Origin of the sequence: Rhodococcus sp. MS16 (assembly GCF_013277795.1) — a bacterium.
Classification (GTDB): Bacteria; Actinomycetota; Actinomycetes; order Mycobacteriales; family Mycobacteriaceae; genus Rhodococcus_F; species Rhodococcus_F globerula.
In genome coordinates this window covers 73,054-94,437 of record NZ_VBTM01000017.1, presented here as the reverse complement: position 1 = coordinate 94,437, position 21,384 = coordinate 73,054, and the positions used below count along the sequence as shown (strand labels likewise).

Here is a 21,384-nt window from a genome sequence, read left to right as displayed (position 1 = left end):
TCAGCTGTGAACTTGCTGGGAGATCATCTGGACGCTCGAGGTGGCGCGGATGTAGACCTGACCGGTGTTGTCCACGATGCGCGATTCGATGAGTGCGAGCCTACGTCCGGCGCGGATCACGCTGGCTTCGGCGCGCATGACGGGACCACCGATGGCGGGTGAGCGCAGGAAGTCGATCTTGTGGTCGAGGACGCGGTAGTCCTGTTCGGCGGTGGTCAGGGTTTGCGCGGCGAGCCCGGTGATGGCGTCGGTGGCGGAGATGAGTACACCACCCTGTACTGCGCCGAGCGGGTTGGCCATCCATTCGACCGGCGCAAGTTCGCCGACGACAGCGCCTGGCGTCACCTCGGACAGCGTGAGGTCGAGGAGTCCGGCGAGCGGTCCACGCTTGATAGTTCCGGCCAGGATTCCTTCGACGACGTCGGATCCGCTCAGTCCACTCAGGTCACTGACTTCTTCGGGAACCGGCACATCGAGGGCAGGGCCGGCGATGTAGTCGTCGGGTGCAACGACGGGTGGCCGCGAGACAATCATGGCGCGCCCGGCCATCACTGCCAGAAGTGTGCTGTCGTCACCGCGTAGTTGTCCCGACGCCAGTCCGACTCCGTCGTCGAGGTGCACGAGTGCACCGGTGGCTCCAACTGTTCCCGTCGACGGGATATCGGCGGCCGCACTGACCGTGACCTGTGCGAGCACCGATTGGTGACCCGAAGTGAGCCCCGAGTACACAGCCCCACCCATGGCGCCGTCGATCATGACGCCGAGCGATCCGAGCACTGTGCGTCCGCGGTGGTCGTGGAAGCGGTCCCCGATTGTCTGCGCGAAGCTGAGATCGCCAGGAGTGATCGCTACTGCGCGTACATCCATCAAGGTGTTGAGGGGATCAAGTTTGACGGTGGGCGCGGAGTTGTCGATGCTCATGTATCGAGTATCGCCCGTACCGGAGATGGGACCGGTCGCCGGGTCTCAGCCACCGATACGTGCGTGCATTTCCCAGACCAGCACTTCGGCACCGGTTTCGGAGGTGACGAGTTGTCCGCCGGAGTCGCTCATGCGGACGGCATCACCTTCGTAGAGGGTGCCGGTGCCCTCCATGTCTGCGGTTCCTTCGGCCACGAAAACGTGGAGGAACGGGGCGTTCGGCAGGGTCACACTTGTGCCGGGGAGAATCCGCGCCACATGCAGTGCCGCGTACTTGTTGTTGATGCGGATGGCCGAATGATCTTTGTAGCGATCCATTCCGGAGGCGACGGGTATGAGTCCGCCGCGTAGGAGTTCGTCGTCGATTTCGAGTTGTTCGTATCCGGGAGTCAGTCCACCCTCGTCGGGCGCAACCCACATCTGGATGAAGTGCACCGGATCGGAGTGCTGTTGGCCGCCCAGACGCCACGAGTCGTTCTTCTCGCTGTGCATGATCCCGGTGCCTGCGCTCATCCGTTGCGCGAGTCCGGGATAGATGACACCGGAGTGCCCGATGGAGTCTTGGTGAACGAGCGAACCGCGCAGCACCCAGGTAACGATTTCCATGTCCTTGTGCGGATGGGTGTCGAATCCGGTACCCGCGAGCACGGTGTCGTCGTTGTTGACGAGGAGCAGGCCGTGGTGGGTGTTGTCGGGGTCGTAGTGCTGCCCGAACGAGAACGAATGCTTCGAATCAAGCCAGGAGATGCGGGATTTCAGGCGATCACCGCTGCGGTGGACGTCGATGTGCGGGGTTGTGAGCGCCGACATGGCGTTCCTCCTTTGGGGCCGAATGCTTTCAGCGTACGAGATGGGGCCGCAGTCCGGCGTGCATCTCCCAGATCAGAACTTCTGCGGGTTCCGCGGCGGTGACTCGATGTCCGCCGGTTTCCTTGAGTCGCAACGAATCTCCGGTCGAGAGAGTGTCGACGCCCTCGACTGTGACGGAGCCCTGCGGGATGTAGGCGTGAACATACGGGGCGTCCGGCAGGGTTATCGTCTGACCGATGTCGAGGCGTGCAACGTGCAGCGCCGCAAACTTGTTGTGAAGCGTGATCGCGCTGTGATCGCGATGCGCGGGCATTCCCGACGCCAAGGTGATCAAGCCACCGGCGTCGAGTTCGGTATTGACGTCGAGTTCCTGATAGCTCGGAGTGATCCCGGATTCGTCTGGCGGAATCCACATTTGGACGACGTGGACCGGTTCTGTGTGGCGGGTACCGTCGGCGCGCCGGGTGTCGTTGCGCTCGGAATGCAGTATCCCGGTTCCGGCGCTCATTCGTTGCGCGAGGCCGCGATGAATTTCGCCGGTGTGCCCAGCTGAATCCTGGTGGACCAGGGAACCGCTGAGCACCCACGTCACGATTTCGGTGTCGAGGTGTTGATGGGTGTCGAAACCGGAGCCGGCTTCGACGATGTCGTCGTTGTTGACCAGAAGTAATCCGTGCGCGTAAGCGGCGTGGTCGAAGTTTCCGGCGAAGGGGAAGCTGTGACGCGACGTGAGCCAGCCGTAGTTCAGGTGCGCACGTTCATGCGCACGCTGAACTACCACCGATTTCATGTCAGCTCAGAGTTTCGTGGGCTGCCGGGATGGAACCGAGGCGTCCGGCCTGGAAGTCCTCGAATGCCTGCATGACCTCGGACTTCGTGTTCATGACAAACGGTCCGGCCATGGCGATGGGCTCGCGGATCGGCTTGCCGCCGAGGATGAAGACCTCGAGCGATTCGGTCCGGGAATCCTGACGATCGGATGCGGCGATGGTGATGGAGTCGCCGCGTCCGTACACGGCGGTCTGGCCTGCGCGGATCGGCCGACGCTCTGCGCCGACGGTTCCCTCACCGGCAAGAACATAGGCGATGGCGTTGAACTCGGGGTTCCACGGCAACGTGACGCTGGCGCCAGGTGCGATGGTCGTGTGGGACAACGCGATGGGCGTGTACGTCGATCCCGGTCCGGCGTGGCCGGCGATCTCGCCTGCGATGACGCGTACCAATGCGCCGCCGTCGTGCGACGAGAGCAGAGCGACCTTGTTTCCGGTGATGTCCTGGTACCGCGGCGCTGCCATCTTGTTGTCTCGGGGGAGGTTCACCCACAGTTGGACGCCGTGGAAGAGGCCGCCGCTGACAACGAGGTGCTCCGGGGGAGTCTCGATGTGGAGGATGCCGCCACCTGCGGTCATCCACTGGGTGTCACCGCCGCCGATAATGCCGCCGCCGCCGTTGGAGTCCTGGTGCTCCATGATGCCGTCGATCATGTAGGTGACGGTTTCGAAGCCGCGGTGCGGGTGCCAGGGCGTGCCCTTGGGTTCTCCGGGGGCGTAGTTGACCTCACCCATCTGGTCCATGTGGATGAACGGGTCGAGTGCTGAGAGATCGATGCCCGCGAATGCGCGGTGTACGGGGAAGCCTTCGCCTTCGTAGCCGACGGGAGCGGTGGTGATGCTCTTGACGGGACGGCTGACTGCGGACGCTGCAGGCTCGTCGAGCCGGGGCAGGGCCAAAATATTCTCGACTGTCACAGCAGGCATGTCGTAACTCCTTGCACTCAGGTAGTTGATTGTTCAACTATCTCATGCTGACTCAACAATGTCGAGCCTGCGATATTCCCGAGGCTCGACATTGCGGCGATCAGCGCAACAAGCTTCCCAGTTTTTGTGCGGCGGCGATAACCTCCGCGCCGAGTGCGTCTTGGTCATCGGCGTGGAAAGCGGAGATTCCGATACTGGTGATGGCGTCGCCGCGGCGTCCGGGAACTGCCGCCGATATGCCGTGGACGGAAGGGGTGATCTCGCCGATCGTCGACGCGTAACCGCGCGCACGTGCAATACGCACTTCGTCTCGTTCACCGTCGACGGGTGGGAGTGAGGCCAGCATGGACAGGCCGGCGGAGCCGCGGTCGATCGGATCGACCTGGCCGGGACGGAAGGCGACGTGCATTCGGGCGCTGCGTGGCTCGACGACCATCAGTGCGCGAACTTCGGTCTCGCTCTCGCGGACCACGAGGTGGGCCGTCGCTTCGGTGGCGTCGGCAAGTTCTTCGAGGATCGGGCGGGCGAGGGTTCGTAAATCCTGCTCCACCGGTTCGGCGAGGGTGACCAGTCCTGCGCCGAGTGTGACGCGTTTGAAAGTGTCCTTGCGGCACAAGTGATGTGCCTCGAGAGTCCGGATGAGTCGGTGCGCGACCGTCCGGTGAACTCCGATGCCGTCGGCAATGTCTGTGACCGACAACCCGTGCGGATAGGAGGTGAGGAGCTCCAGAATCTCGAGTCCGTGATGGAGAGTTTTCGACATGCCGGAGTCCACTTGAACTGGACTTATTTGGGGTCGATGGTCATCACTGAGTTCGCGCATCGAGTTCGCTCCTTGACGTTTGTGAGGTGGGCCACCTACGCTTTGTTCATATCGCACGGCCTGTGCGATTATCGCACACATTCGACAGGTGGGCAACCCTTCAGGGGAGTCCAGCGCAGTGTTTTCCGGAGAGAACATCCTCATGACTGACTACCGCGGAGTGGCGGCCGGCGACGTTGCCGCAATCCACCAGTTGTATGCATTGCAGAGTCATCTCATCGACTCCGGGCGTCAACGGGATTGGGCGGCAACATTTACGACTGACGGTGAGTTCCATTCGCCCAGCTATCCGGAACCGGTAGTCGGTTCTTCGGATCTCGAAGCTTTTGCCGGCCGGTTCTACTCCGGAGCCGAAGCGGCGGACGAGGTTCATCGGCACGTGATCACCAACTTGTTGGTGGAAACGGCAGTCGAAGCCGAGTTGACGGTGCGCGGCTATCTGCAGATCGTCGCGACCAAGCGCGGTGGGGACACGCGATTGGTTCGGATGACAACGATCACGGATCGAGTGATTCGAGTCGGTGACGAGTGGAAGATCGCCCGCCGTATCGTGTCCCGCGACGACGCGCCACGCAATCCCTAACCGTCTTTCACGTTTGTGCACAACAGAATTCAGTAGGAGACCAAATATCATGACCTTTAACGCCGATCAGACGAACCCGGGCCGCACCGTTGCCACGCAAATGTCGGCGGTGTACCCGGAGTTGGCAGGCAAGGTTGCCGTAGTGACCGGCGCTGCCCAGGGAATGGGTGCGACGTTCGCGGAAGGTCTGGCGTCACGCGGAGTCAACGTAGTCGGTGCAGACATCAACGAAGAGCAGATGCTGGAAACTGCCCAGACAATCAATGCTGCACTGAGCGCAAACTCCTTGGCGGACAAGCCCGGCCGTGTGATCGGTGCCCGAGTCGACGTCACCAAGCCCGACGATCACGAGACGCTGGCCAAGCTGGCACTCGCGGAGTTCGGACAGGTCGACTTCTGGATCAACAACGCCGGTATCTTCCCGTTTGCGCTGGCCGAGGAGATCACACCCGAGCAGATCGGTGCGACGTTGAGCGTCAACGTCGAAGGCGTCCTGTACGGCGCTCAGGCCGCCGCTCGCCACATGAAGCCCGGTGGTGCCATCGTGAACATGTCCTCGGTGTCCGCTCTGCGCGTCCGTAAGGGCCGTGGTGCGTATTGCACGTCGAAGGCAGCCGTCGCGCACCTCACCGAATCTCTCGCAGTCGAATTCGGCGACAAGGGACTTCGTGTCAACTCCATAGCGCCCGGGTACATCGACACCGCCATGACCAAATGGGTCCAGGAAGATCCGGCCGCACTGGCCAAGGCTCTCGACGCTGTTCCGCTGCACCGGTTGGGTTCCCCGGAAGAGGTCTTCGGCCCGGTGCTGTTCCTGCTCTCGGACAGCGCGCGTTACGTCACCGGTCACAGCATTGCCGTCGACGGCGGTTCGCGACATGTCTGATCGCACGAATTATCCTGGTGTCGTTCTGGTTACGGGTGGTGCCGGGGGTATGGGAGCACACCACTCGCGCACGCTGGCGGCTCGTGGTTCCCACGTGTGCATCGCGGATGTGGCGGATTCCTCCGCTCTGGTCGAGGAGATCATCTCAGGCGGAGGTTCGGCGTCCGCGCATTCGCTCGATGTCACCGACCCCTCCGCGTGGGCGCGAGTTGTCGACGAAATCCGCTCTGCGCACGGTGAACTGGGCGGGCTGATCAATAATGCCGGTATCTCTCGGCGGCTCGAATTCATGGACACCCCTGATGACATCTGGGAACTGACCATGAAGATCAACCTCTTCGGGCCGTTTTACGGCATGAAGGCGGTGGCTCCGTTGATGCAGGAGAGCGGAGGCGGATCCATCGTCAACATCTCGTCCATCGCCGGTCAGGTCGGATACTTCTCACCGGCCTACTCCTCGAGCAAATGGGGCCTGACCGGGCTGTCGAAATCAGCGGCAGGCAACTTTGCGCAGTGGGGAATTCGTGTCAACTCGGTGCACCCGGGTCTGGTCGGTACGGACCTGCTCGGTGGAGCAAGCGATTTTGTTGCCGCGTCACTGAAGTCGGTTCCCTTCGGGCGCATGGCAACTCTGGACGAGATCACCGAGGCCGTTCTGTTCCTGCTGTCCGACAAATCGACCTACACGAGTGGAACCGAAATCACTGTGGACGGCGGACTGGTCTCGAACGGCTTGTACCACCGCATCATTGCGGAGACTGGAGAACTTTCGTGAGTGATCACTGGGATGTTGTTGTCATCGGCGGCGGCGGAGCGGGACTCGCAGCTGCGGTATCGGCAGCCGAAGAGGGCGCTTCCGTGCTGCTGTTCGAATCCGAGACCGAACTTGGCGGCTCCACAGCACTTTCCGCCGGCATCTTCACGGCCGCTGGCACCAGCGTGCAGTCAGGCCTGGGTATCGACGACACCGCGGAGAAGTTCTTCCAGCACTACATGGATCTCAACCAGTGGGTGCTTGCACCCGGATTGATTCGTGCGTTCTGCGAGAACGCCGCCCCGACGCTCGAGTGGCTCATCGGCCTCGGCGTCGAGATCCCGGCCGCGATCTCGGGTAACGCCCATCAGCCGGGGCTGGCACAGGCCGGAGTCGAAGATGTCTGGCGTGGCCACGTTCCGAAAGACCAGGGATACGGTCTGATTCAGGTACTGGACAAGGCTCGGCGCAAGCACGGCATCGAAGTTATCTTCGGCACGCGGGTGCAGAAGCTGATCGAGGAAGACGGTCGGGTTGTCGGCGTAGTTGCCGACGACATCGAGGTTCCTGCAGGTGCCGTCGTCGTTGCTTCCGGTGGTTTCGCTCAGGATCCGGCTCTGGTCGATCGCTATTTCCCCGACGCCAACAAAGCTGAAGAATCGTTGTTCGTCGTTGCTGCCGACGGCAGCCGCGGCGACCACCTGCGGTTCGCTCAGGATCTCGGCGCGTCGGTTGCCGGTGACGGCTGGGGCCTCATCATGCCGACCGTCTACTTCCAGCGGTTCCATCACTGGCAGTCAGGGTTTCCGCCGAAGTCCCGCGTCAACGTCAATCAGAACGGTCGGCGTTTTATGGACGAGGACGCGTCGTACGCGGTCTCGACGGGCATCATCGACCAGCAGGGCGGCTACGGCTGGATGATCTTCGACGAGGACGCCCGAGTGAATCAGACTCCCGGTTATGCAGACTGGAACCCCGAGCGCGTCGCCGAAGAAGCTGCTGCCGGTCGCACACTTCGAGCCGATACGGTCGAGGAACTCGCCGAACTGATCGGCGTTCCGGCGCAGACATTGACGGCAACGGTAGATCGTTGGAACGTGCAATTGCCCAACGGATACGACGACGACTTCCTGCGTCACCGCACGTTGCGAAACAAAGGTGCGGTCGGCAATCCGGACCGGATCGGCACCGCACCGTTCTACGCGGCAAAGATCCTTCCCGCCGAACTGGTGTGCACACACGCCGGTCTGGAAATCAACAGCAGTGCAGCAGTTCTCGGAAAAACCGGTGTTCCGATCGAGGGACTTTACGCCGCCGGCGAGGCCGGTGCCGGCATTCTGGGACTGCGCTACGTGGGCGGTGGCAACGCGGTTGCAAACGCTCTGACCATGGGTCGTATTGCGGGACGCAATGCGGCGAGTTTCACGAAGACCGACGCCGCAGGCGTACCGGTCAATTCCATTGCGCACGCCTGACGTCTATCGTTTGCGCTGCACGACTTCAGTCAGTAGGGACCAACATGTCAGAGAATGAGACCATGGCGCGCGCCGAGGGCGGCGTCGAAGACAGTGGCACTCCAGCCGAACGCCAGTCCACCGTCAAGGTGATTCGCGCGGCCATCGTCGGTACCGTCGTCGAGTACTACGACTTCGGTATCTACGGATACATGGCGACCACCATCGCCGCGCTGTTCTTCGTGTCCTCCGATCCGAATGCAGCGCTGCTCGGTACTTTCGCGGCGTTTGCCGTGGCCTTCTTCCTCCGTGTTCCCGGCGGAATCTTCTTCGGTCATATCGGCGACCGGTACGGCCGTAAGAACGCGCTGTCGTGGACCATCTTGCTGATGGTTATCGCCACCGCCGGTATGGGTCTGCTACCGACCTATGCCACGTTGGGCATGTGGGCGACATCGATCCTGGTGTTGGCTCGTTGCCTTCAAGGCTTCGCAGCCGGCGGTGAGCTCGGCGGTGCCAACGCATTTGTCTCCGAGTCCGCTCCGGCGCGGTGGCGTGCGACCCAGACGTCGATGGTCAACACCGGAACCTACCTGGGCTCTCTCGCGGCTTCGCTGATCGCACTCGGCCTCACGTCGGTGTTCTCCGAAGAACAGGTCCTCGAATGGGCATGGCGTCTGCCGTTCCTGCTCAGCCTGCTGATCGGTGGTATCGGTATCTGGATCCGTAGCCAGATGGAAGACACCCCGCAGTTCGAGGAGCTCCAGGAAAAGGGTGAGACCGAGTCCCTCCCGATCAAGGAACTGCTGCGCAGTTCAGGTGGCAGCGTCGTCAAGATCATCCTTCTCGGAGCGCTCATCACCGGCGGCTACTACATCGCTTCGGTGTACGCCGCGACGTACCTCCAGACTGCCGGCGGACACTCCAAGCAGGTGGCATTCCTGTCCACGTCGCTCGCCCTGGTGCTCGGCGTGATCACACTCCCCATCGCGGGTTACATGGCCGACAAGTACGGACGTCGTCCGGTGCTGTTTGCCGGTAGTGCCGCGTCGGTGGTCCTGGGCGTCCCGATGTTCATGCTGATGGCGAGTTCGGGCACGTGGGCTGCAGTGGCCGGTCAGTCGGTTCTGTTCATCTGCGTCTCCGTAGTCAACGGTGCGTCGTACGTGACGTACGTCGAGATGCTCAAGGCGTCAGTGCGATACAGCGGCCTCGCCTTGGGTAACAACGTCACCAACATGCTTCTCGGTGGTACCGCACCGTTCATCGCGACGTACCTGATCAGCGTGACCGACAACAATCTGGCGCCGGCCGGCTACTTCGTGTTCTGCGCCCTGATCACATTTGTCACGGTGTTCTTCGTGAAGGAAACCAAGGGCGTCGCGCTGCAGATCGACTGAGCCCTGCTGTGCGCCTTTGTTAACCGCGGGCGGTTGACAAAGGCGCACAGTGCGTTACAGCTTTACACTCACCACGCGGGTCTCCAGGAAATCGTGGACACCGGCTTCGCCACCTTCCCGGCCGAAGCCACTGCTCTTCACTCCGCCGAAGGGAAGTTCGACTTCGAGGGCGTTGTGGGTATTGACCCACACCTGACCGGCATCGATCTGTTCGGCCACCTCGACTGCGGCGGCTTGTTCTCCCCAGACAGATGCACCGAGTCCGAACTCCTGACTGTTCAGGAGGGAGACAACGTCGTCGACGTTGGTGTAGGCAACGACGGGGAATGCCAAACCGAACTGCTCGAACTTGACGATGTCGCTGGAGTCGTCCACACCGCGCACCAAAGCGGGTTCCATGAAATACCCGGGCAGAGTGGTGATTCGATTTCCGCCGGTGATGTCTGCGCCGTCAGCTCTGGCCTTGTCGAGCAGGCCCTGCACGTACTCGAGTTGCGCAGAATTGTGCAGGGGACCGACCGTGGTGCCCGCTGCGGCCCCGTCGCCCACCACCATTGTCGACATGACCGCTTCGAACGTGGCGCAGAAGGCGTCGACCTTGTCGGCGGGCACGTACGCGCGCTTGGGGGCGATGCACATCTGCCCGCTGTTGAAGAAGGCGGAGTGCGCCAAAAATCCTGCGGCGTAATTGATATCTGCGCTGTCGAGGAGGATCGCGGGATCGTTGCCACCAAGCTCGAGGGTGACCGGCGTGATCGTTTCGGCGGCCTGCTTCATGATCGCCTTGCCAACCCCCGTTGAACCGGTGAACGAGACCTTGCGCACGGCAGCGTGTTCGATCAACGCCTTGCCGGTATCCGGTCCGCCGTAGACGATGTCGAGTACGCCCTCGGGAAGAATGCTTTGCAGGATGCGGACAACCTCACCGACTACCAGCGACACCGACTCGGCAGGTTTGACCAGGACTGTGTTTCCTGCGGCCAGTGCGGGCGCAATCTTGGCCATCATGAGGAAGATCGGGAAGTTCCACGGCACGATAGCCGCAACGACGCCCAACGGGCGGTGCTGAATTCGAGCGTCGCGTATCGGCGATGCCGGGGCTTGCGATTCGTCCGCCCAGTCGAGGCGGGCGAAGTGTGCGAGGCAGCGGGCCGAGATCCAGACTTCGCCGCTCGAATCGGTGAGCGACTTACCCTGTTCCGCGGTGAGTAGGGCGGAGATCGCCGTGGACTGCCTCATCAATTCGTAGGAACAGGCAGCGAGTAGACCCTGCCGGGTGCTCCTCGAGGTTCGCCAGGACTGGAATGCGGACTGGGCGGCAACAGCTTTCGCGTCGAGCTCGGCCGGCGTGGTGACGGCGGTGCGCCCCACTTCCTCGAGAGTCGCCGGATTGATCGAGATCAGTTCGTTGTCGGTGCTCATAGTGGTTCTCCTGACTAGGCGCTGGTCGCCATCGCGGCCATGGCCGGCGCGATGTACGAACGGAAGATCATGGCGCTGAATCCGCCGTCGATCGGGATGTCTGCTCCGCTGATCCAGGCCGCGTCTGTGGAGGCGAGGAAGATGATGGCGTCGGCGATCTCGCCTGGCTGGGCATGACGGCCCGCCCAGGTGACGGCACCGGAGATAGCGGCGTCACCCATGGTGGCCGTGAAGTCCTTCAGGAGCGGCGTGCCGACTGTGCCGGGGGATACAGAGTTGGAACGTAGTCCGATGTGCTTGCCGTCGACGGCCAGGTTGCCCGCATTGATGATGGCGGCTTCCTTGGAGAGGTTGTAGCAGACATCCTCGATACCGGGGAAGTCTGCGAGAGATTCGAGGGCGTCGTCCCAATTATCGATGGCGAGAAAGGCATTGAGCCGGGCAAAGTTCTGCTGCCACAGAAAACCTGCCTGTGACGCGGTCGTGACTACCGCCGGGTCGACGGCAAATTTCGGCAGGAGAAGGCGAGTGAGATCGCGCGGAGCGAGCGCGTTGATCGACATGACGGTTCGCCACGGCAGTGTTGCCGCGACGCCGGCGTTGTTGATCAGCACATCGACGGGGCCGTCGATCTGCGCGGCGATGTCAGCGACACCCGACTGGGTGGAGAGGTCGCCGACAATCATCTGGGCGATCGAGTTGTCGGTCGAGGCAACTCGGTCGACACCGATCACGCGGGCGCCGAGAGCGGCAAGTTTGGTGGCGGCCTCGGCTCCGATTCCGGACGAACATCCGGTGAGGACAACGATTTTGCCGGTGAAACTGATCATGATTGATGCTCCTGACGTAAGGGGTGGCTACCAGGTGACGGGAAGTGAGAAGACTCCGTTGATCCCGGACCACACTTTGAACTGCAGTTCTTCGGGCGGAGCGGCCAGTTTCAGCGTCGGCACCCGGCGGGCCAGGGTTTCGAAGATGATCTGTAGTTCGAGACGAGCCAGGGCCTGACCGATGCACTGATGAACGCCGTAGCCGAAAGCGAAGTGGTCACGTGCTTTTCGATGGATGTCGAGTGCGTCTGCACCGGGGAAGTGGGCGTCGTCGCGGTTGGCCGACAGGTTGAGCGGGATGATGGCTTCGCCCGCGGGAATGGTGACGCCACCGATTTCGATGTCCTCGGTCGAGGATCGGAGGATGACAAGATGGACGACGGTCAGGTAGCGCAACAGTTCTTCGACGGCATTGCGAACCAGCGCCGGGTTCTCCTGCATCTGCGCCCACTGCTCAGGGTGCTGCAGCAGGGTGTACATGCCAAGGGCGGTCATGTTGGTGGTGGTGTCATGCCCGGCGATGATGAGGAGGAATCCGGAGTTCTCGACGTCCATCATCGTGATGGTGCCTGCCCGTTCGGCGGCCACGAGCTGACCGATGATGTCGTCACCCGGATCATCAAGTGCTGCTCGTTCGTTCGCGATCTTGCGGATATATCCGCGTAGATCGTTCATGGCTGCAATGGCTCGGCCCATCGCGTCGGGGTTCGTGAGGTCATTGGCCATCAGAGCCTCGTCGGCGGCCTTGTTGAAGAATGCGCGGTCCTCGGCGTGCACGCCCAGAATCCAGCTCAGAACCGTGCTGGGGATGGGGAGCGCAACGGCCTTCACGAAGTCGGTCTGGCCTTCGGGAGTGGCCAGCATCGCGTCGATGGTGGTGTCGACGAGTTCTTGCAGCGCCGGACGGATCTTCTTCATCGCGGTGAGCGTGAAGTTCTTGGCCAGCAGGTTGCGGAAGATCTCGTGCTCGGCGCCGTCCATCCGCAAGAAAAGTCGCTGGTCTTCGGGTTCGGGTGGTGCGCCGAATCGGGGATATCCGGGATTGCGGCTGTCGGCGCTGACTCGCGGATCGGACAGGATCGAGCGTACGTCGTCGTAACGGGTTACGAGCCAGGCATATTCGCCGCCGAAGATCTCGACTCGCGTGACGGGGGCGTTCTCACGCAACCACTGGTACTCGGCCGGCGGGTCGATCGGAGGGCGAGGCCAGGGGAAGGGCGCGCTCGGGTGTTCGGTGACGGACGGGACGGTACTCGTCATGGTGAATCCTTTGTCTGGGTGAGATTTGTGCGCCACTTGAAAGGCAGTGGGGGATGAAATCACCAGGTGCACTGCAGGATTGCAGGTCTGTGATTGCGAATGATGGAGAGGCAACAGGATTTGACGTGGGTGCGATAACGCCGGTCCCGGTGAGTGGGACTGAGCCTGTCCGGTGCTTGAATGCGCTGGGCTCGGCACTATTGACACGTGTCAAAAACTTCCATACGATGTGGTTCGGCTCACAAACTGATCGACGTGAAGGTGGATTGTGGAATCGGCTGTGCGAGACGGTGTTGATGCCGGAAGGTCGGATAAAGGTGAACTTCGGCGTGAGTCGATTCTGCGTGCCTTGGAAAACCTTTTGGAGACAACAACTCTCCATGAACTGAATGTCCGCGATATTTCCAAGGCTGCCGGGGTAACCCGTTCGGCCTTCTACTTCTATTTCGACAACAAAGCTGCGGCAGTCAGCGAACTCAGCAAAGCGGTGGACGAAGAGGTTGCAGCAGCGTCGGCAATCTATTCGGGCGGGACTGATGATCCCGCGCGGCAAGTCGGGCAGATGATCGGTGCGGTTCGTGATACCTGGATGCGCCACCCACATTTGTTCCGGGCAATGCGCGACGCCAGATCATCGGACCCCGGGGTGGACGACCTGTGGAACCGTGGGTTGGAAGGGTTTGTCGAACCTGTTGCGGCAGTAATCGATTCGGAGCGGGAATCCGGCCGCGCGCCTGTCGGTGCCGACAGTCGGATGCTTGCGCTTGTTCTGTTGGAAAGCATTGCCCGCATGGGCGATCGCTACTGGATCGGTGATCAAAAGGCTGCTGATGTGGCTGCGGCAACGCAGGCACTGTGCGCGGTCTGGATGGGGTCGATTTATGGACGTGTATAGCAAGTCAACTGGCATCGACGCTGGAGAAGCGCTGTCCCGATACGCGCCGGAAGTATCAGAATCGCTGTACCGCATGATCTTCAGTAGTACCGGTGTGCTCGACGCGCAGGTGCGCTCGACCTGCGCCGAGGCTTTGTCCCTGCCTGCCTTGCCGTTGCCGCCGACGACTGGCTCCGCCCGGGAATCGGTAGCGCACGATTTTGCCGAGCAGTTCAGCGTCGACGTCTCGAATGTCGACAGCAGTCTGCGCGGCGCGTTGTTGAACGAACTGGGATCGCAGGCCAAGGAATTCGTGTTTGCGGTGTATGTGGCGGACTGGTTTCCGCGGCTACTGCATGCATTGGATCTGCTGTTCAGGCCGTCGACAATGCAATGGCCGACACCGCAGGACTGGCGCGAAACAGAACTGTCGGTGGACAGTGCAGAATTCTCGCGCAGCGTGGCGCGGTTGCGGGTTCTCGATCCGGTCACCACCGAACTTGTGCGGCTGCGCCAAGCTCGCCAACACAATTGCAGATTGTGCAAGTCCCTGCGAATGAGTTCTGCGCTCGAGGCCGGTGCCGACGAAGCCCTCTTCGACGAGGTCGACAACTACCAGGACAGCGGGTTGTCGGATCGTCACAAGGCGGCTTTGGCGCTGGCTGACGCGATGGTGTGGCAACCCGGCTACATCCCGGCTCACGTGATCAGTGAAGTGCACGAACATTTCTCGCCGGCTGAGGCCGTGGAACTGGTTCTGGATATGACCAGAAACGCAAGCTCGAAAGTGGCTGTCGCGTTCGGTTCGGACGCCCCACACGTGGATGAAGGCGTGGAAATCTACGAGGTGGACGAGGACGGGCAGGTCACGTTCGGGTTGGGCTTCCGCGCCTAGATCCGACGACCCTTCGTCATACCTACATTCGACTGATTCCGGCGCAGAGAAGTTCGACCAGGCGCCGATAAACGCGGTCGGGATCCGTGCAGGCGGGGTGGCCTTCTTGGGACTCCAACACGCAGAAGCCGTGCAGTGCGCTTCGCAACGACCATGCTGCCTGCTCCGAGTCGTCTTCACCGAGGCCGTATCCGGCAATGACGCGGTTGATGACGTCGACAACTTCTCCGACCGCTGCGACGAGGTCAGCGTGTGGAGCGGTGGGGTAGCGGTCGGTGATTGCGTACAGCCCGGGGTGGATGCGAACAAATTCTCGCCACGCGTCGGCGAGTGCCACGACGGCGTCGTCGCGGGAGAGGCCGACTGCGGCGTCGCGGAGGTGCTGGGCGAGCAGTTTCCGGGCGAGGAGGCTGAGCTGGTGTTGGACGTCGTCGACGCCGTCAACGTGCTTGTAGAGAGCTGATTGCCGCACGTCGAGGGTGTCGGCGAGTTGGCTGAGAACCAGTGCGTCCGGGCCTTTGCTGTCCACAAGTTCGGCTGCGGCCGAGATGACACGTTCGCGGGTGACCGGGGTTCTCATGGCTCCATCTTCCCTTGTGGGGCAGATCTCACTGTCGGTGATACATTATCACCATGAGTGATGATGTATCTTCGGGACTCGCCTCGGCGCGGACCGGCGACGAGCAACGCCGTCGAGATCTGCGAGTGGTTGTCTCTGGTGCATGCATTCTCGGCCTCACGTCGATCCTGTACGACCTGTCCGGGGTGTCGCCCGCGACCGGCGCGTTCTTCCGGTGCGTCTACGCCTTGATTCCGCTCGGGATCCTCGTCTGGGTTCAACGACGCCGCCAACCGGGAAAGACCTCGACGAGGCCGTGGATAGTCAAGGCTGTTCTTGCTGGAGTGTTCCTGGGCGTCGACCTCGTTCTGTGGCATGAGGCGATTCACTCGATTGGCGCCGGTTTGTCGACGGTGCTCTTGAATCTGCAGGTGCTCTTTGTGGCTGTCCTGGGCTACATAGTGCTACGCCAGCGCATTACGAAGGAACTGGTGACGAGCCTGCCACTTCTCCTGGTGGGTGTGGCGTTGGTTGCGGGAATGAGTACGACGCTCACCGGGGCCAACCCTGCTGTCGGTGTGACGTTCGCGGTGATCGCTGCCGGCGCGTATGCCGTGTATATCTTCCTGATGGGATTGGCGACGCGAGCTGCGGGCCGGACTGCATTGCCGGTGCTGGTTTCCACGATCGCTACCGGACTTACATCCGGCCTGATCGGAATTGTCACCGGAACTCTTGATCTTGCACCAGCTTTACCTGCTCAAGGGTGGCTCATCCTGCTGGCCTTGGTATCTCAAGTGGTGGGGTGGCTATTGGTGGCAAGTGCGAGCCAGCGGTTGCCAGCTGGTTCCGTTGCCGCCAGCTTGGTGCTGCAATCGGCGTCGGCGTTATTGTTCGGTGCCTTTCTGCTTTCTCAGATCCCCAGCGTCGTGCAGATTGTCGGTGCGGCGCTGATTCTTGCCGGAGTGGTTGTCGCGACGCGGCAGCCTGCAGCGAAAACACCGACAGCCGTTGTCGGTGAACGAATGGAGACACGAGCATGACCGTGACGGCCGACCGCATCTACATCAACGGCGACATCAAGACCATGGACGGATCGGGCTCAGTTGCGCCGACGGCTATGGCAAGCAAGGACGGCAGATTTGTGGCCGTCGGATCCGATGCCGAGATCACGGTGCTGGCCGGACCTGACGTGGAGATCGTGGATCTGGATGGAGCGGTGGTAGTTCCCGGATTCATCGAAACCCATCTGCATCCGATGATGTGGGGATTGATGCTCGGTGACGTCGAGGCCACGACGGGTGCGTGCCCCACAATCGACGCGGTTGTTGCTGCATTGGCCGCGCGCGCGGAGACGACGCCGCCTGGCGAGGCTATCCAGGCGTGGGGATTCGACGACAGTCTTGTGGCCGAGGATCGGGGATTGACGACAGTAGATCTCGACCGCGCGTCGACGCAGCATCCGATTTTGGTGCGTCACCTGTCTGCTCACGGGATCTACGTCAACTCGCTTGCACTGGAAATGGCTGGGATCACGCAGGCTACCGTCGACCCAGAGGGTGGCGTCATCGTCCGCGATGCCGACGGCACACCTACCGGTGAGCTGTGCGAGATTCCGGCAATGTCGTTGGTGCACAATCTGGCTCCGGCAATGGACCCGGGTGCCTCCAAGCTGGCGCTACTGCGAGCGCAAGATGTGATGGCATCCGTAGGCGTGACCAGCTTCCACGACATGTACGTCACCTCGGAGATGTACGACGCCTACCGCGAGCTTGACGACGAGGGTGAACTGCGCCTACGTGCGCGGCTGTACCTGGGTCATGGTGTGCATGATCAGTTGGGCGAACTAGCTGATTCGACCAGCCATGTAGCGGTTGGCGGCGTGAAACTGATTTCGGACGGTTCCATTCAGCTGCACACTGCGGCGCTGAGCGAGCCGTATCACGATTTGGGTGGATGTCATTGTGGTGGAATGGCAATCCCGTCGGGCGCGCTCGATGCTCTGGTGAGCGAGCATCACGGCGCGGGACGGCAGGTAGCGATTCACACCAACGGCGATAAGGCTATCGACCATGCGCTCGACGCCATTGCCCTCGCCAAGGCCGCGTACCCTGACATCGACATTGTGCACCGGCTCGAGCACGTGCAGACGCTTCGCGAGGATCAAATTCAGCGAATGGTCGAAGTAGGTGTTGTTGCATCGATTTTCGTCAATCACGTCTACTACTGGGGTGATCGTCACCGCGATCGTTTTCTCGGTCCCGGCCGAGGCGAACGAATCAGCCCGGTAGCGTCGGTGGTGGCTGCCGGACTTCCCTACGGTTTGCATTGTGATTGCCCGGTCACTCCGGTGAATCCGCTCTTCACCATGAATACCGCTGTCCATCGGCTGACACGCGAAGGTCATGTTCTCGGTGCGCAGCAATGTGTGAGTACGCGCGATGCGTTGTCCGGCTACACACATGCCGCCGCACGCATCACCGGCGAAGAGGTGGACAAGGGCAGAATCGCAGTAGGTCTGCTGGCGGATTTTGTTGTCCTTGACGGAGATCCGCTTGTAGATGACACTGTCGATCTGGCGGCACTTCGGGTACTGCGGACTGTTGTGGGCGGAGAAACGATCTTCACGGTGTGACGGTCAGGAGCAGACTCTGATGGCGCCTCACGAACAGGCTCGGTACCCATTCGGGAGGCGCACCGTCTGTCAGGCTCACGTAGTGGCTCTTCTCGAGCAGCATTGTCAGTGCAATCTTTGCTTCCAGTCGAGCAAGAGCGGCTCCGACGCAGAAGTGGGCTCCCTTGCCGAAAGCCAAATGCGAGCGAAGATTTGGCCGTCCGATGTTCAGGATGTCCGGATCCGGGAAGGCGGCCGGATCGCGATTGGCGGAGCCCCACAAGAGGATGAGATGGCTTCCCGCCGAAAGTGGGACGCCGCCTAGCGTCGTATCGCGGGTGACACGGCGATGGTGTCCGCGGAACGGGGACTCGAGTCGTAGGGATTCTTCGAGGAACGGTGGAATCAATTCGTGATTCTCTCGAAGTTCTTGCTGTAGTAGAGGATTGTCGGCCAGTATCCGAGCGGAATTAGCGATCAAACCTGCGGTGGACTCGCCTCCAGCGCCGACAAGTTGGACGAGAATCAATACTGCGACGGTTGTATCGATATCGCCGTTGGGGTTGGCGCGCACCAGATCGCCGAGTAGGTTCTCGCCTGGTGCGGCCTGGGCGGCTTCCAGTTTGTTGTACAGGTACCCGGCGAGTTGGGTGGCTGCGTTCACGACTTCGGGCAGGCGTTCAGCGCTCACCAATCCGCTGAGCAACTCAGTGCTGTCGTAAGACCACGTCAGTAGTTGCGGCACATCCGCTTCGGGTAGTCCGATCAGATGGGCGACCATCTGCAGTGGTAGTCGATCGGCGAGCGCAGAAACCCACTCGATGTGCCGTCCATCGAAGTGGTTGTTCCACAACCGTTCTGCGTAGTCGGCGATGGCAGGTTCCATGGTGCGGATTCGTTTGGCGACCAGTGTGGGTAGAACCAGTTTGCGATGTCTTTGATGGCTGGGATCGTCAGCGGTGGCAAGGACGTGAATCGCTTGCCCATTGCCGTCCATGTCGAACGTGACCGGTGGACCTTCTGCCGGGTGGACCAGAACACCGGTGAGATGGGACGAGAAATCTTCGGTCCGGGTGAGTGCCTCGGTGACAAGTCTCCAACTCGAGACGAGGTAGAAGTTGGTACCGGGAACCCGGTACGCCGGGCACTTTTGTCGTAGTGACGCATACAGCGGGTACGGATTTTCGATGTTTGTGATGGCAAATGGGTTGATGTCGGTCGAGGCGGTCATCGGCCTAAGAATTCTCCGCTCGCACAGGCATTGTCAACACCGAAAAATAGGAGTTGACCAGGGAGTTTCATAAATTCTCACCCGATTCGTCGTTCTCGCATTCGATGCTGGTCACAGCAGTGTAATGGGTCCGCATATGAGAATCTTTGGCTATCTTTGTCTCATGGTGAGACATATTGAACCGAAAGGCGCAGACTGGCTGGCCGGCGGTAATCGTCATGAGTTGGCGGTGGAACGCATCTATGCGGCCGCCGCCGAACTCATTCTCGAGCGCGGATTCCAACGAATCAGCGTCGACGAGGTGGCCGAGCGCGCGGGGTGCTCGCGGGCAACGCTGTACCGCTACGTCGGCGGGAAGAAGGCGATCCAAGACGCAGTGATCTCCCGTGCGGTTGAAGCGGTAGCACTCGAGGTGTCAGCTGCCGTCGAACCATGGGAAGGGGAGCGGCGGGTAGTCGAAGCCGTACTTGCTTCGGTGCGTGCGATCCGGGCGAACGCTGCAGTCAGTGCAGGATTCGCGTCTGCCCGGGGCAAGCGAATGGACGAGTACCTCATGTCGTCGCCGCTGCTGGGTGAGTCGGCGAAGCATCTTGCGGGGCTGGGCGCCGGCGACGAAACCTCACAGTGGGTGGTCAGGATAGTTCTCACGCTACTTGCCTGGCCGTTGGCTGATGAAGAATCAGAACGACGCATGGTCGAATCTTTTATCGGGAGGTGATTGCCCCTTCTGCCTCCGCAGCGATGCGTAGATCGCGCTTGAGGACCTTACCGGCAGCAGAGAGGGGCAGAGCGTCGACGAACTGCATCGAGCGGGGTGCCTTGTACGCGGAGACAAGCGATTTCACGTGATCGCGAAGTTCCTCGAACTCGACGTGAACGCCGGGATGCAGAACCACCACGGCATGTACTCGCTCGCCCCACTTCGGATCGCGCACTCCCACAACAGAACACGCAGCGACAGCAGAATGCCTGGCCAGCGCGTTCTCCACCTCCGTGGAATAGACGTTCTCACCTCCGGTGATGATCATGTCCTTGATCCGGTCGACGATGAACAGATAACCGCGTTCGTCGAGGTATCCAGCGTCGCCGGTGTGCATCCAGCCGCCGGCGAGAGCCTCGGCCGTCTCGGCGGGAAGATTCCGGTATCCGAGCATCAGATGGTCACCGCGAGTAACTATTTCGCCGACGGTTCCGGTTGGTGCCTCGTTTCCGGCGGGATCGACGATCTGCACTTCGCAATGCGGAAGTGCGCGACCGGCAGAGCGAAGCAATTCGCCGCCTTTCAGGTGATCTGCAGCGCTCAGGACGGTGATGTGCGCTGTTTCGGTCATCCCGTAACCCTGAGTGAAACCGCTATGCGGAAACACCTCCATGGCGCGTTCGAGCAGAGCCGGCGAAATGGGGGAGGCGCCGTACCTGACGACTTGCACACTCGAACGGTCGTAGGAATCGAGATCGTCTGCGGCAACCAACATGTGAAGCATTGTCGGTACGACGCCCACCGTGGTGGGACGATGTCGGTCGATCGCCTCGAGCATGGCCCTGGCCGAGAACACCGGCAGGAATACCTGCGTGCCGCCCATGAGGTTCTGCGCCATCCAGCTCGCGATGCCGGCGATGTGGAACAGTGGATTCGCAAGCAGATTCACGCCGTCGGCGATGGCGGGTTTGCCGGCAGCCAGCGTTCCGAACGTCGACGTCATCAGGCCTTTGTGGCTGACCATCACCCCTTTGGAACGGCCAGTCGTTCCACCTGTGTAGAGCAGAAGCGCAACGGCGTCGTCGCCGATCCGTAGGTCGGGGACAGGTTCCGATTCGGCGATGAGACGGTCGTAGTCGATCATGCCCGTGGGGACAGCCCCCGAGCCGGCGTACACGACGCGGTCCAGGGTGGGGCAGAGTTCGCGGAGTTCGGGAACCAGTGGGGCGGAATTCTCGTCGACGATCAGAATCGTGGATCCGGAATCCTCGAGGGCAAAGGCGATTTCCGGCGCGGTCCACCGTGAGTTGAGCGGGCTGACCGTTGCGCCTGACCACCAACCAGCCAAGATCGTCTCGTGACATCGATCCGAATTGAGCGACAGGAGTGAGACGCAATCGCCCGTACCGGTGCCCAGTCCGTTCGCGAGTCGCGCCACGCGATCAGCAGATTCGGTGGTGCTGAAGGTTCGATCGCCGAACACAGTCATGGGGCGTCCCGGCGATTCGCGCAGGGACCGATGAATGAACTGGGTCAAAAACATGACTGTCCTCCGGCGGCAGTGAATCAACGACTCCGAAATCATCGCATCAGGCCTCCACCGAGCGATTT

21 protein-coding genes are annotated in these 21,384 nt (G+C 61.4%); 10 read left to right on the top strand and 11 right to left on the bottom strand.

The features are described 5' to 3' along the window. The 5 genes from FEZ60_RS28105 to FEZ60_RS28085 all read right to left on the bottom strand — a co-directional run bounded on the left by FEZ60_RS28105 (window position 1) and on the right by FEZ60_RS28085 (window position 4,311). On the bottom strand, window positions 1–921 hold the full coding sequence (locus FEZ60_RS28105; RefSeq protein ID WP_172937646.1) for a PaaI family thioesterase: 921 nt from the start codon (window positions 919–921) through the stop codon (window positions 1–3). A 45-nt stretch (window positions 922–966) separates the two neighbouring features. Continuing rightward, entirely contained in the window at window positions 967–1,731 is a 765-nt protein-coding gene (locus FEZ60_RS28100) for a pirin-like bicupin family protein (RefSeq protein ID WP_033236665.1), read from the bottom strand. A gap of 28 nt (window positions 1,732–1,759) precedes the next feature. Further along, on the bottom strand, window positions 1,760–2,521 hold the full coding sequence (locus FEZ60_RS28095) for a pirin-like bicupin family protein (RefSeq protein WP_045064874.1): 762 nt from the start codon (window positions 2,519–2,521) through the stop codon (window positions 1,760–1,762). 1 nt (window position 2,522) lies between these two features. After that, entirely contained in the window at window positions 2,523–3,488 is a 966-nt protein-coding gene (locus FEZ60_RS28090; protein WP_033236667.1) for a pirin family protein, read from the bottom strand. Between the two features lie 100 nt (window positions 3,489–3,588). Beyond that, window positions 3,589–4,311, bottom strand: a complete 723-nt coding sequence (locus tag FEZ60_RS28085; protein WP_172937645.1) for a helix-turn-helix domain-containing protein — start codon at window positions 4,309–4,311, stop codon at window positions 3,589–3,591. Between the two features lie 142 nt (window positions 4,312–4,453). On the opposite strand from FEZ60_RS28085, the gene FEZ60_RS28080 reads away from it, so the two are divergent. The 5 genes from FEZ60_RS28080 (at window position 4,454) to FEZ60_RS28060 (ending at window position 9,388) form a co-directional block, all read left to right on the top strand. After that, a complete protein-coding gene (locus FEZ60_RS28080) occupies window positions 4,454–4,894 on the top strand; it encodes a nuclear transport factor 2 family protein (RefSeq protein ID WP_045064870.1) in 441 nt (146 codons plus the stop codon). A 49-nt stretch (window positions 4,895–4,943) separates the two neighbouring features. Further along, window positions 4,944–5,780, top strand: coding sequence for an SDR family oxidoreductase (locus FEZ60_RS28075; protein WP_092803739.1), 837 nt, complete (start codon window positions 4,944–4,946; stop codon window positions 5,778–5,780). Then, the gene (locus tag FEZ60_RS28070; RefSeq protein WP_033236670.1) at window positions 5,773–6,555 is read left to right on the top strand and encodes an SDR family oxidoreductase; all 783 of its coding nucleotides are present in this window, start codon (window positions 5,773–5,775) and stop codon (window positions 6,553–6,555) included. The genes FEZ60_RS28075 and FEZ60_RS28070 overlap by 8 nt, the downstream gene beginning before the upstream one ends. Beyond that, complete coding sequence (locus tag FEZ60_RS28065; protein ID WP_172937644.1) at window positions 6,552–8,009, top strand: FAD-dependent oxidoreductase; 1,458 nt, start codon at window positions 6,552–6,554, stop codon at window positions 8,007–8,009. The genes FEZ60_RS28070 and FEZ60_RS28065 overlap by 4 nt, the downstream gene beginning before the upstream one ends. A 62-nt stretch (window positions 8,010–8,071) precedes the next feature. Next, complete coding sequence (locus FEZ60_RS28060) at window positions 8,072–9,388, top strand: MFS transporter (protein ID WP_092805062.1); 1,317 nt, start codon at window positions 8,072–8,074, stop codon at window positions 9,386–9,388. Window positions 9,389–9,442: 54 nt separating this feature from the next. On the opposite strand, the gene FEZ60_RS28055 is transcribed toward FEZ60_RS28060, so the two are convergent. Genes FEZ60_RS28055 through FEZ60_RS28045 form a run of 3 tightly spaced genes read right to left on the bottom strand, consistent with a single transcriptional unit; the run spans window position 9,443 to window position 12,900 of the window. Further along, window positions 9,443–10,810 carry an aldehyde dehydrogenase family protein gene (locus FEZ60_RS28055; RefSeq protein WP_172937642.1) on the bottom strand — a complete coding sequence of 456 codons (1,368 nt, stop codon included), beginning with the start codon at window positions 10,808–10,810 and terminating at the stop codon, window positions 9,443–9,445. Between the two features lie 14 nt (window positions 10,811–10,824). Beyond that, window positions 10,825–11,640 carry an SDR family oxidoreductase gene (locus FEZ60_RS28050; RefSeq protein WP_172937640.1) on the bottom strand — a complete coding sequence of 272 codons (816 nt, stop codon included), beginning with the start codon at window positions 11,638–11,640 and terminating at the stop codon, window positions 10,825–10,827. Window positions 11,641–11,667: 27 nt separating this feature from the next. Continuing rightward, a complete protein-coding gene (locus tag FEZ60_RS28045; protein WP_045064860.1) occupies window positions 11,668–12,900 on the bottom strand; it encodes a cytochrome P450 in 1,233 nt (410 codons plus the stop codon). A 268-nt stretch (window positions 12,901–13,168) separates the two neighbouring features. On the opposite strand from FEZ60_RS28045, the gene FEZ60_RS28040 reads away from it, so the two are divergent. Together FEZ60_RS28040 and FEZ60_RS28035 are read left to right on the top strand one after the other, a co-directional pair. Then, window positions 13,169–13,795 (top strand): TetR/AcrR family transcriptional regulator, encoded by a 627-nt coding sequence (locus FEZ60_RS28040; protein ID WP_230590377.1) that lies wholly within the window; start codon window positions 13,169–13,171, stop codon window positions 13,793–13,795. Next, complete coding sequence (locus tag FEZ60_RS28035) at window positions 13,782–14,669, top strand: carboxymuconolactone decarboxylase family protein (RefSeq protein ID WP_141485123.1); 888 nt, start codon at window positions 13,782–13,784, stop codon at window positions 14,667–14,669. The genes FEZ60_RS28040 and FEZ60_RS28035 overlap by 14 nt, the downstream gene beginning before the upstream one ends. Before the next feature lie 22 nt (window positions 14,670–14,691). Here the strand turns inward: FEZ60_RS28035 and FEZ60_RS28030 are convergent, their stop codons facing one another. After that, window positions 14,692–15,249 carry a TetR/AcrR family transcriptional regulator gene (locus tag FEZ60_RS28030; protein ID WP_172937639.1) on the bottom strand — a complete coding sequence of 186 codons (558 nt, stop codon included), beginning with the start codon at window positions 15,247–15,249 and terminating at the stop codon, window positions 14,692–14,694. 53 nt (window positions 15,250–15,302) lie between these two features. Between FEZ60_RS28030 and FEZ60_RS28025 the strand changes: the two genes are divergently transcribed. Beyond that, complete coding sequence (locus FEZ60_RS28025; RefSeq protein WP_095887089.1) at window positions 15,303–16,271, top strand: DMT family transporter; 969 nt, start codon at window positions 15,303–15,305, stop codon at window positions 16,269–16,271. Then, the gene (locus FEZ60_RS28020) at window positions 16,268–17,863 is read left to right on the top strand and encodes an amidohydrolase (RefSeq protein WP_172937638.1); all 1,596 of its coding nucleotides are present in this window, start codon (window positions 16,268–16,270) and stop codon (window positions 17,861–17,863) included. The genes FEZ60_RS28025 and FEZ60_RS28020 overlap by 4 nt, the downstream gene beginning before the upstream one ends. On the opposite strand, the gene FEZ60_RS28015 is transcribed toward FEZ60_RS28020, so the two are convergent. Then, on the bottom strand, window positions 17,853–19,073 hold the full coding sequence (locus FEZ60_RS28015) for a cytochrome P450 (protein WP_172937637.1): 1,221 nt from the start codon (window positions 19,071–19,073) through the stop codon (window positions 17,853–17,855). The genes FEZ60_RS28020 and FEZ60_RS28015 overlap by 11 nt on opposite strands. Window positions 19,074–19,236: 163 nt before the next feature. Here FEZ60_RS28015 and FEZ60_RS28010 point away from each other — a divergent pair, with 163 nt between their 5' ends. Next, window positions 19,237–19,791: a TetR/AcrR family transcriptional regulator gene (locus tag FEZ60_RS28010; protein WP_172937636.1), complete on the top strand. Its 555-nt coding sequence runs from the start codon at window positions 19,237–19,239 to the stop codon at window positions 19,789–19,791. Here FEZ60_RS28010 and FEZ60_RS28005 read toward each other — a convergent pair. Further along, the gene (locus FEZ60_RS28005) at window positions 19,778–21,316 is read right to left on the bottom strand and encodes an AMP-binding protein (protein ID WP_045064851.1); all 1,539 of its coding nucleotides are present in this window, start codon (window positions 21,314–21,316) and stop codon (window positions 19,778–19,780) included. The two genes, FEZ60_RS28010 and FEZ60_RS28005, sit on opposite strands and share 14 nt — an antisense overlap. Window positions 21,317–21,384 lie beyond the last annotated feature (68 nt).

Excerpts from the sequence above, each read along its gene's own strand:
- FEZ60_RS28105 (WP_172937646.1), bottom strand. The coding sequence starts at position 921 with ATGAGCATCGACAACTCCGCGCCCACCGTCAAACTTGATCCCCTCAAC.
- FEZ60_RS28035 (WP_141485123.1), top strand. The coding sequence starts at position 13,782 with ATGGACGTGTATAGCAAGTCAACTGGCATCGACGCTGGAGAAGCGCTG.
- FEZ60_RS28005 (WP_045064851.1), bottom strand. The coding sequence starts at position 21,316 with ATGTTTTTGACCCAGTTCATTCATCGGTCCCTGCGCGAATCGCCGGGA.
- FEZ60_RS28095 (WP_045064874.1), bottom strand. The coding sequence starts at position 2,521 with ATGAAATCGGTGGTAGTTCAGCGTGCGCATGAACGTGCGCACCTGAAC.
- FEZ60_RS28070 (WP_033236670.1), top strand. The coding sequence starts at position 5,773 with ATGTCTGATCGCACGAATTATCCTGGTGTCGTTCTGGTTACGGGTGGT.
- FEZ60_RS28055 (WP_172937642.1), bottom strand. The coding sequence starts at position 10,810 with ATGAGCACCGACAACGAACTGATCTCGATCAATCCGGCGACTCTCGAG.
- FEZ60_RS28100 (WP_033236665.1), bottom strand. The coding sequence starts at position 1,731 with ATGTCGGCGCTCACAACCCCGCACATCGACGTCCACCGCAGCGGTGAT.
- FEZ60_RS28080 (WP_045064870.1), top strand. The coding sequence starts at position 4,454 with ATGACTGACTACCGCGGAGTGGCGGCCGGCGACGTTGCCGCAATCCAC.
- FEZ60_RS28085 (WP_172937645.1), bottom strand. The coding sequence starts at position 4,311 with ATGCGCGAACTCAGTGATGACCATCGACCCCAAATAAGTCCAGTTCAA.
- FEZ60_RS28020 (WP_172937638.1), top strand. The coding sequence starts at position 16,268 with ATGACCGTGACGGCCGACCGCATCTACATCAACGGCGACATCAAGACC.
- FEZ60_RS28060 (WP_092805062.1), top strand. The coding sequence starts at position 8,072 with ATGGCGCGCGCCGAGGGCGGCGTCGAAGACAGTGGCACTCCAGCCGAA.
- FEZ60_RS28030 (WP_172937639.1), bottom strand. The coding sequence starts at position 15,249 with ATGAGAACCCCGGTCACCCGCGAACGTGTCATCTCGGCCGCAGCCGAA.
- FEZ60_RS28015 (WP_172937637.1), bottom strand. The coding sequence starts at position 19,073 with ATGACCGCCTCGACCGACATCAACCCATTTGCCATCACAAACATCGAA.
- FEZ60_RS28045 (WP_045064860.1), bottom strand. The coding sequence starts at position 12,900 with ATGACGAGTACCGTCCCGTCCGTCACCGAACACCCGAGCGCGCCCTTC.
- FEZ60_RS28025 (WP_095887089.1), top strand. The coding sequence starts at position 15,303 with ATGAGTGATGATGTATCTTCGGGACTCGCCTCGGCGCGGACCGGCGAC.
- FEZ60_RS28010 (WP_172937636.1), top strand. The coding sequence starts at position 19,237 with ATGGTGAGACATATTGAACCGAAAGGCGCAGACTGGCTGGCCGGCGGT.
- FEZ60_RS28090 (WP_033236667.1), bottom strand. The coding sequence starts at position 3,488 with ATGCCTGCTGTGACAGTCGAGAATATTTTGGCCCTGCCCCGGCTCGAC.
- FEZ60_RS28075 (WP_092803739.1), top strand. The coding sequence starts at position 4,944 with ATGACCTTTAACGCCGATCAGACGAACCCGGGCCGCACCGTTGCCACG.
- FEZ60_RS28050 (WP_172937640.1), bottom strand. The coding sequence starts at position 11,640 with ATGATCAGTTTCACCGGCAAAATCGTTGTCCTCACCGGATGTTCGTCC.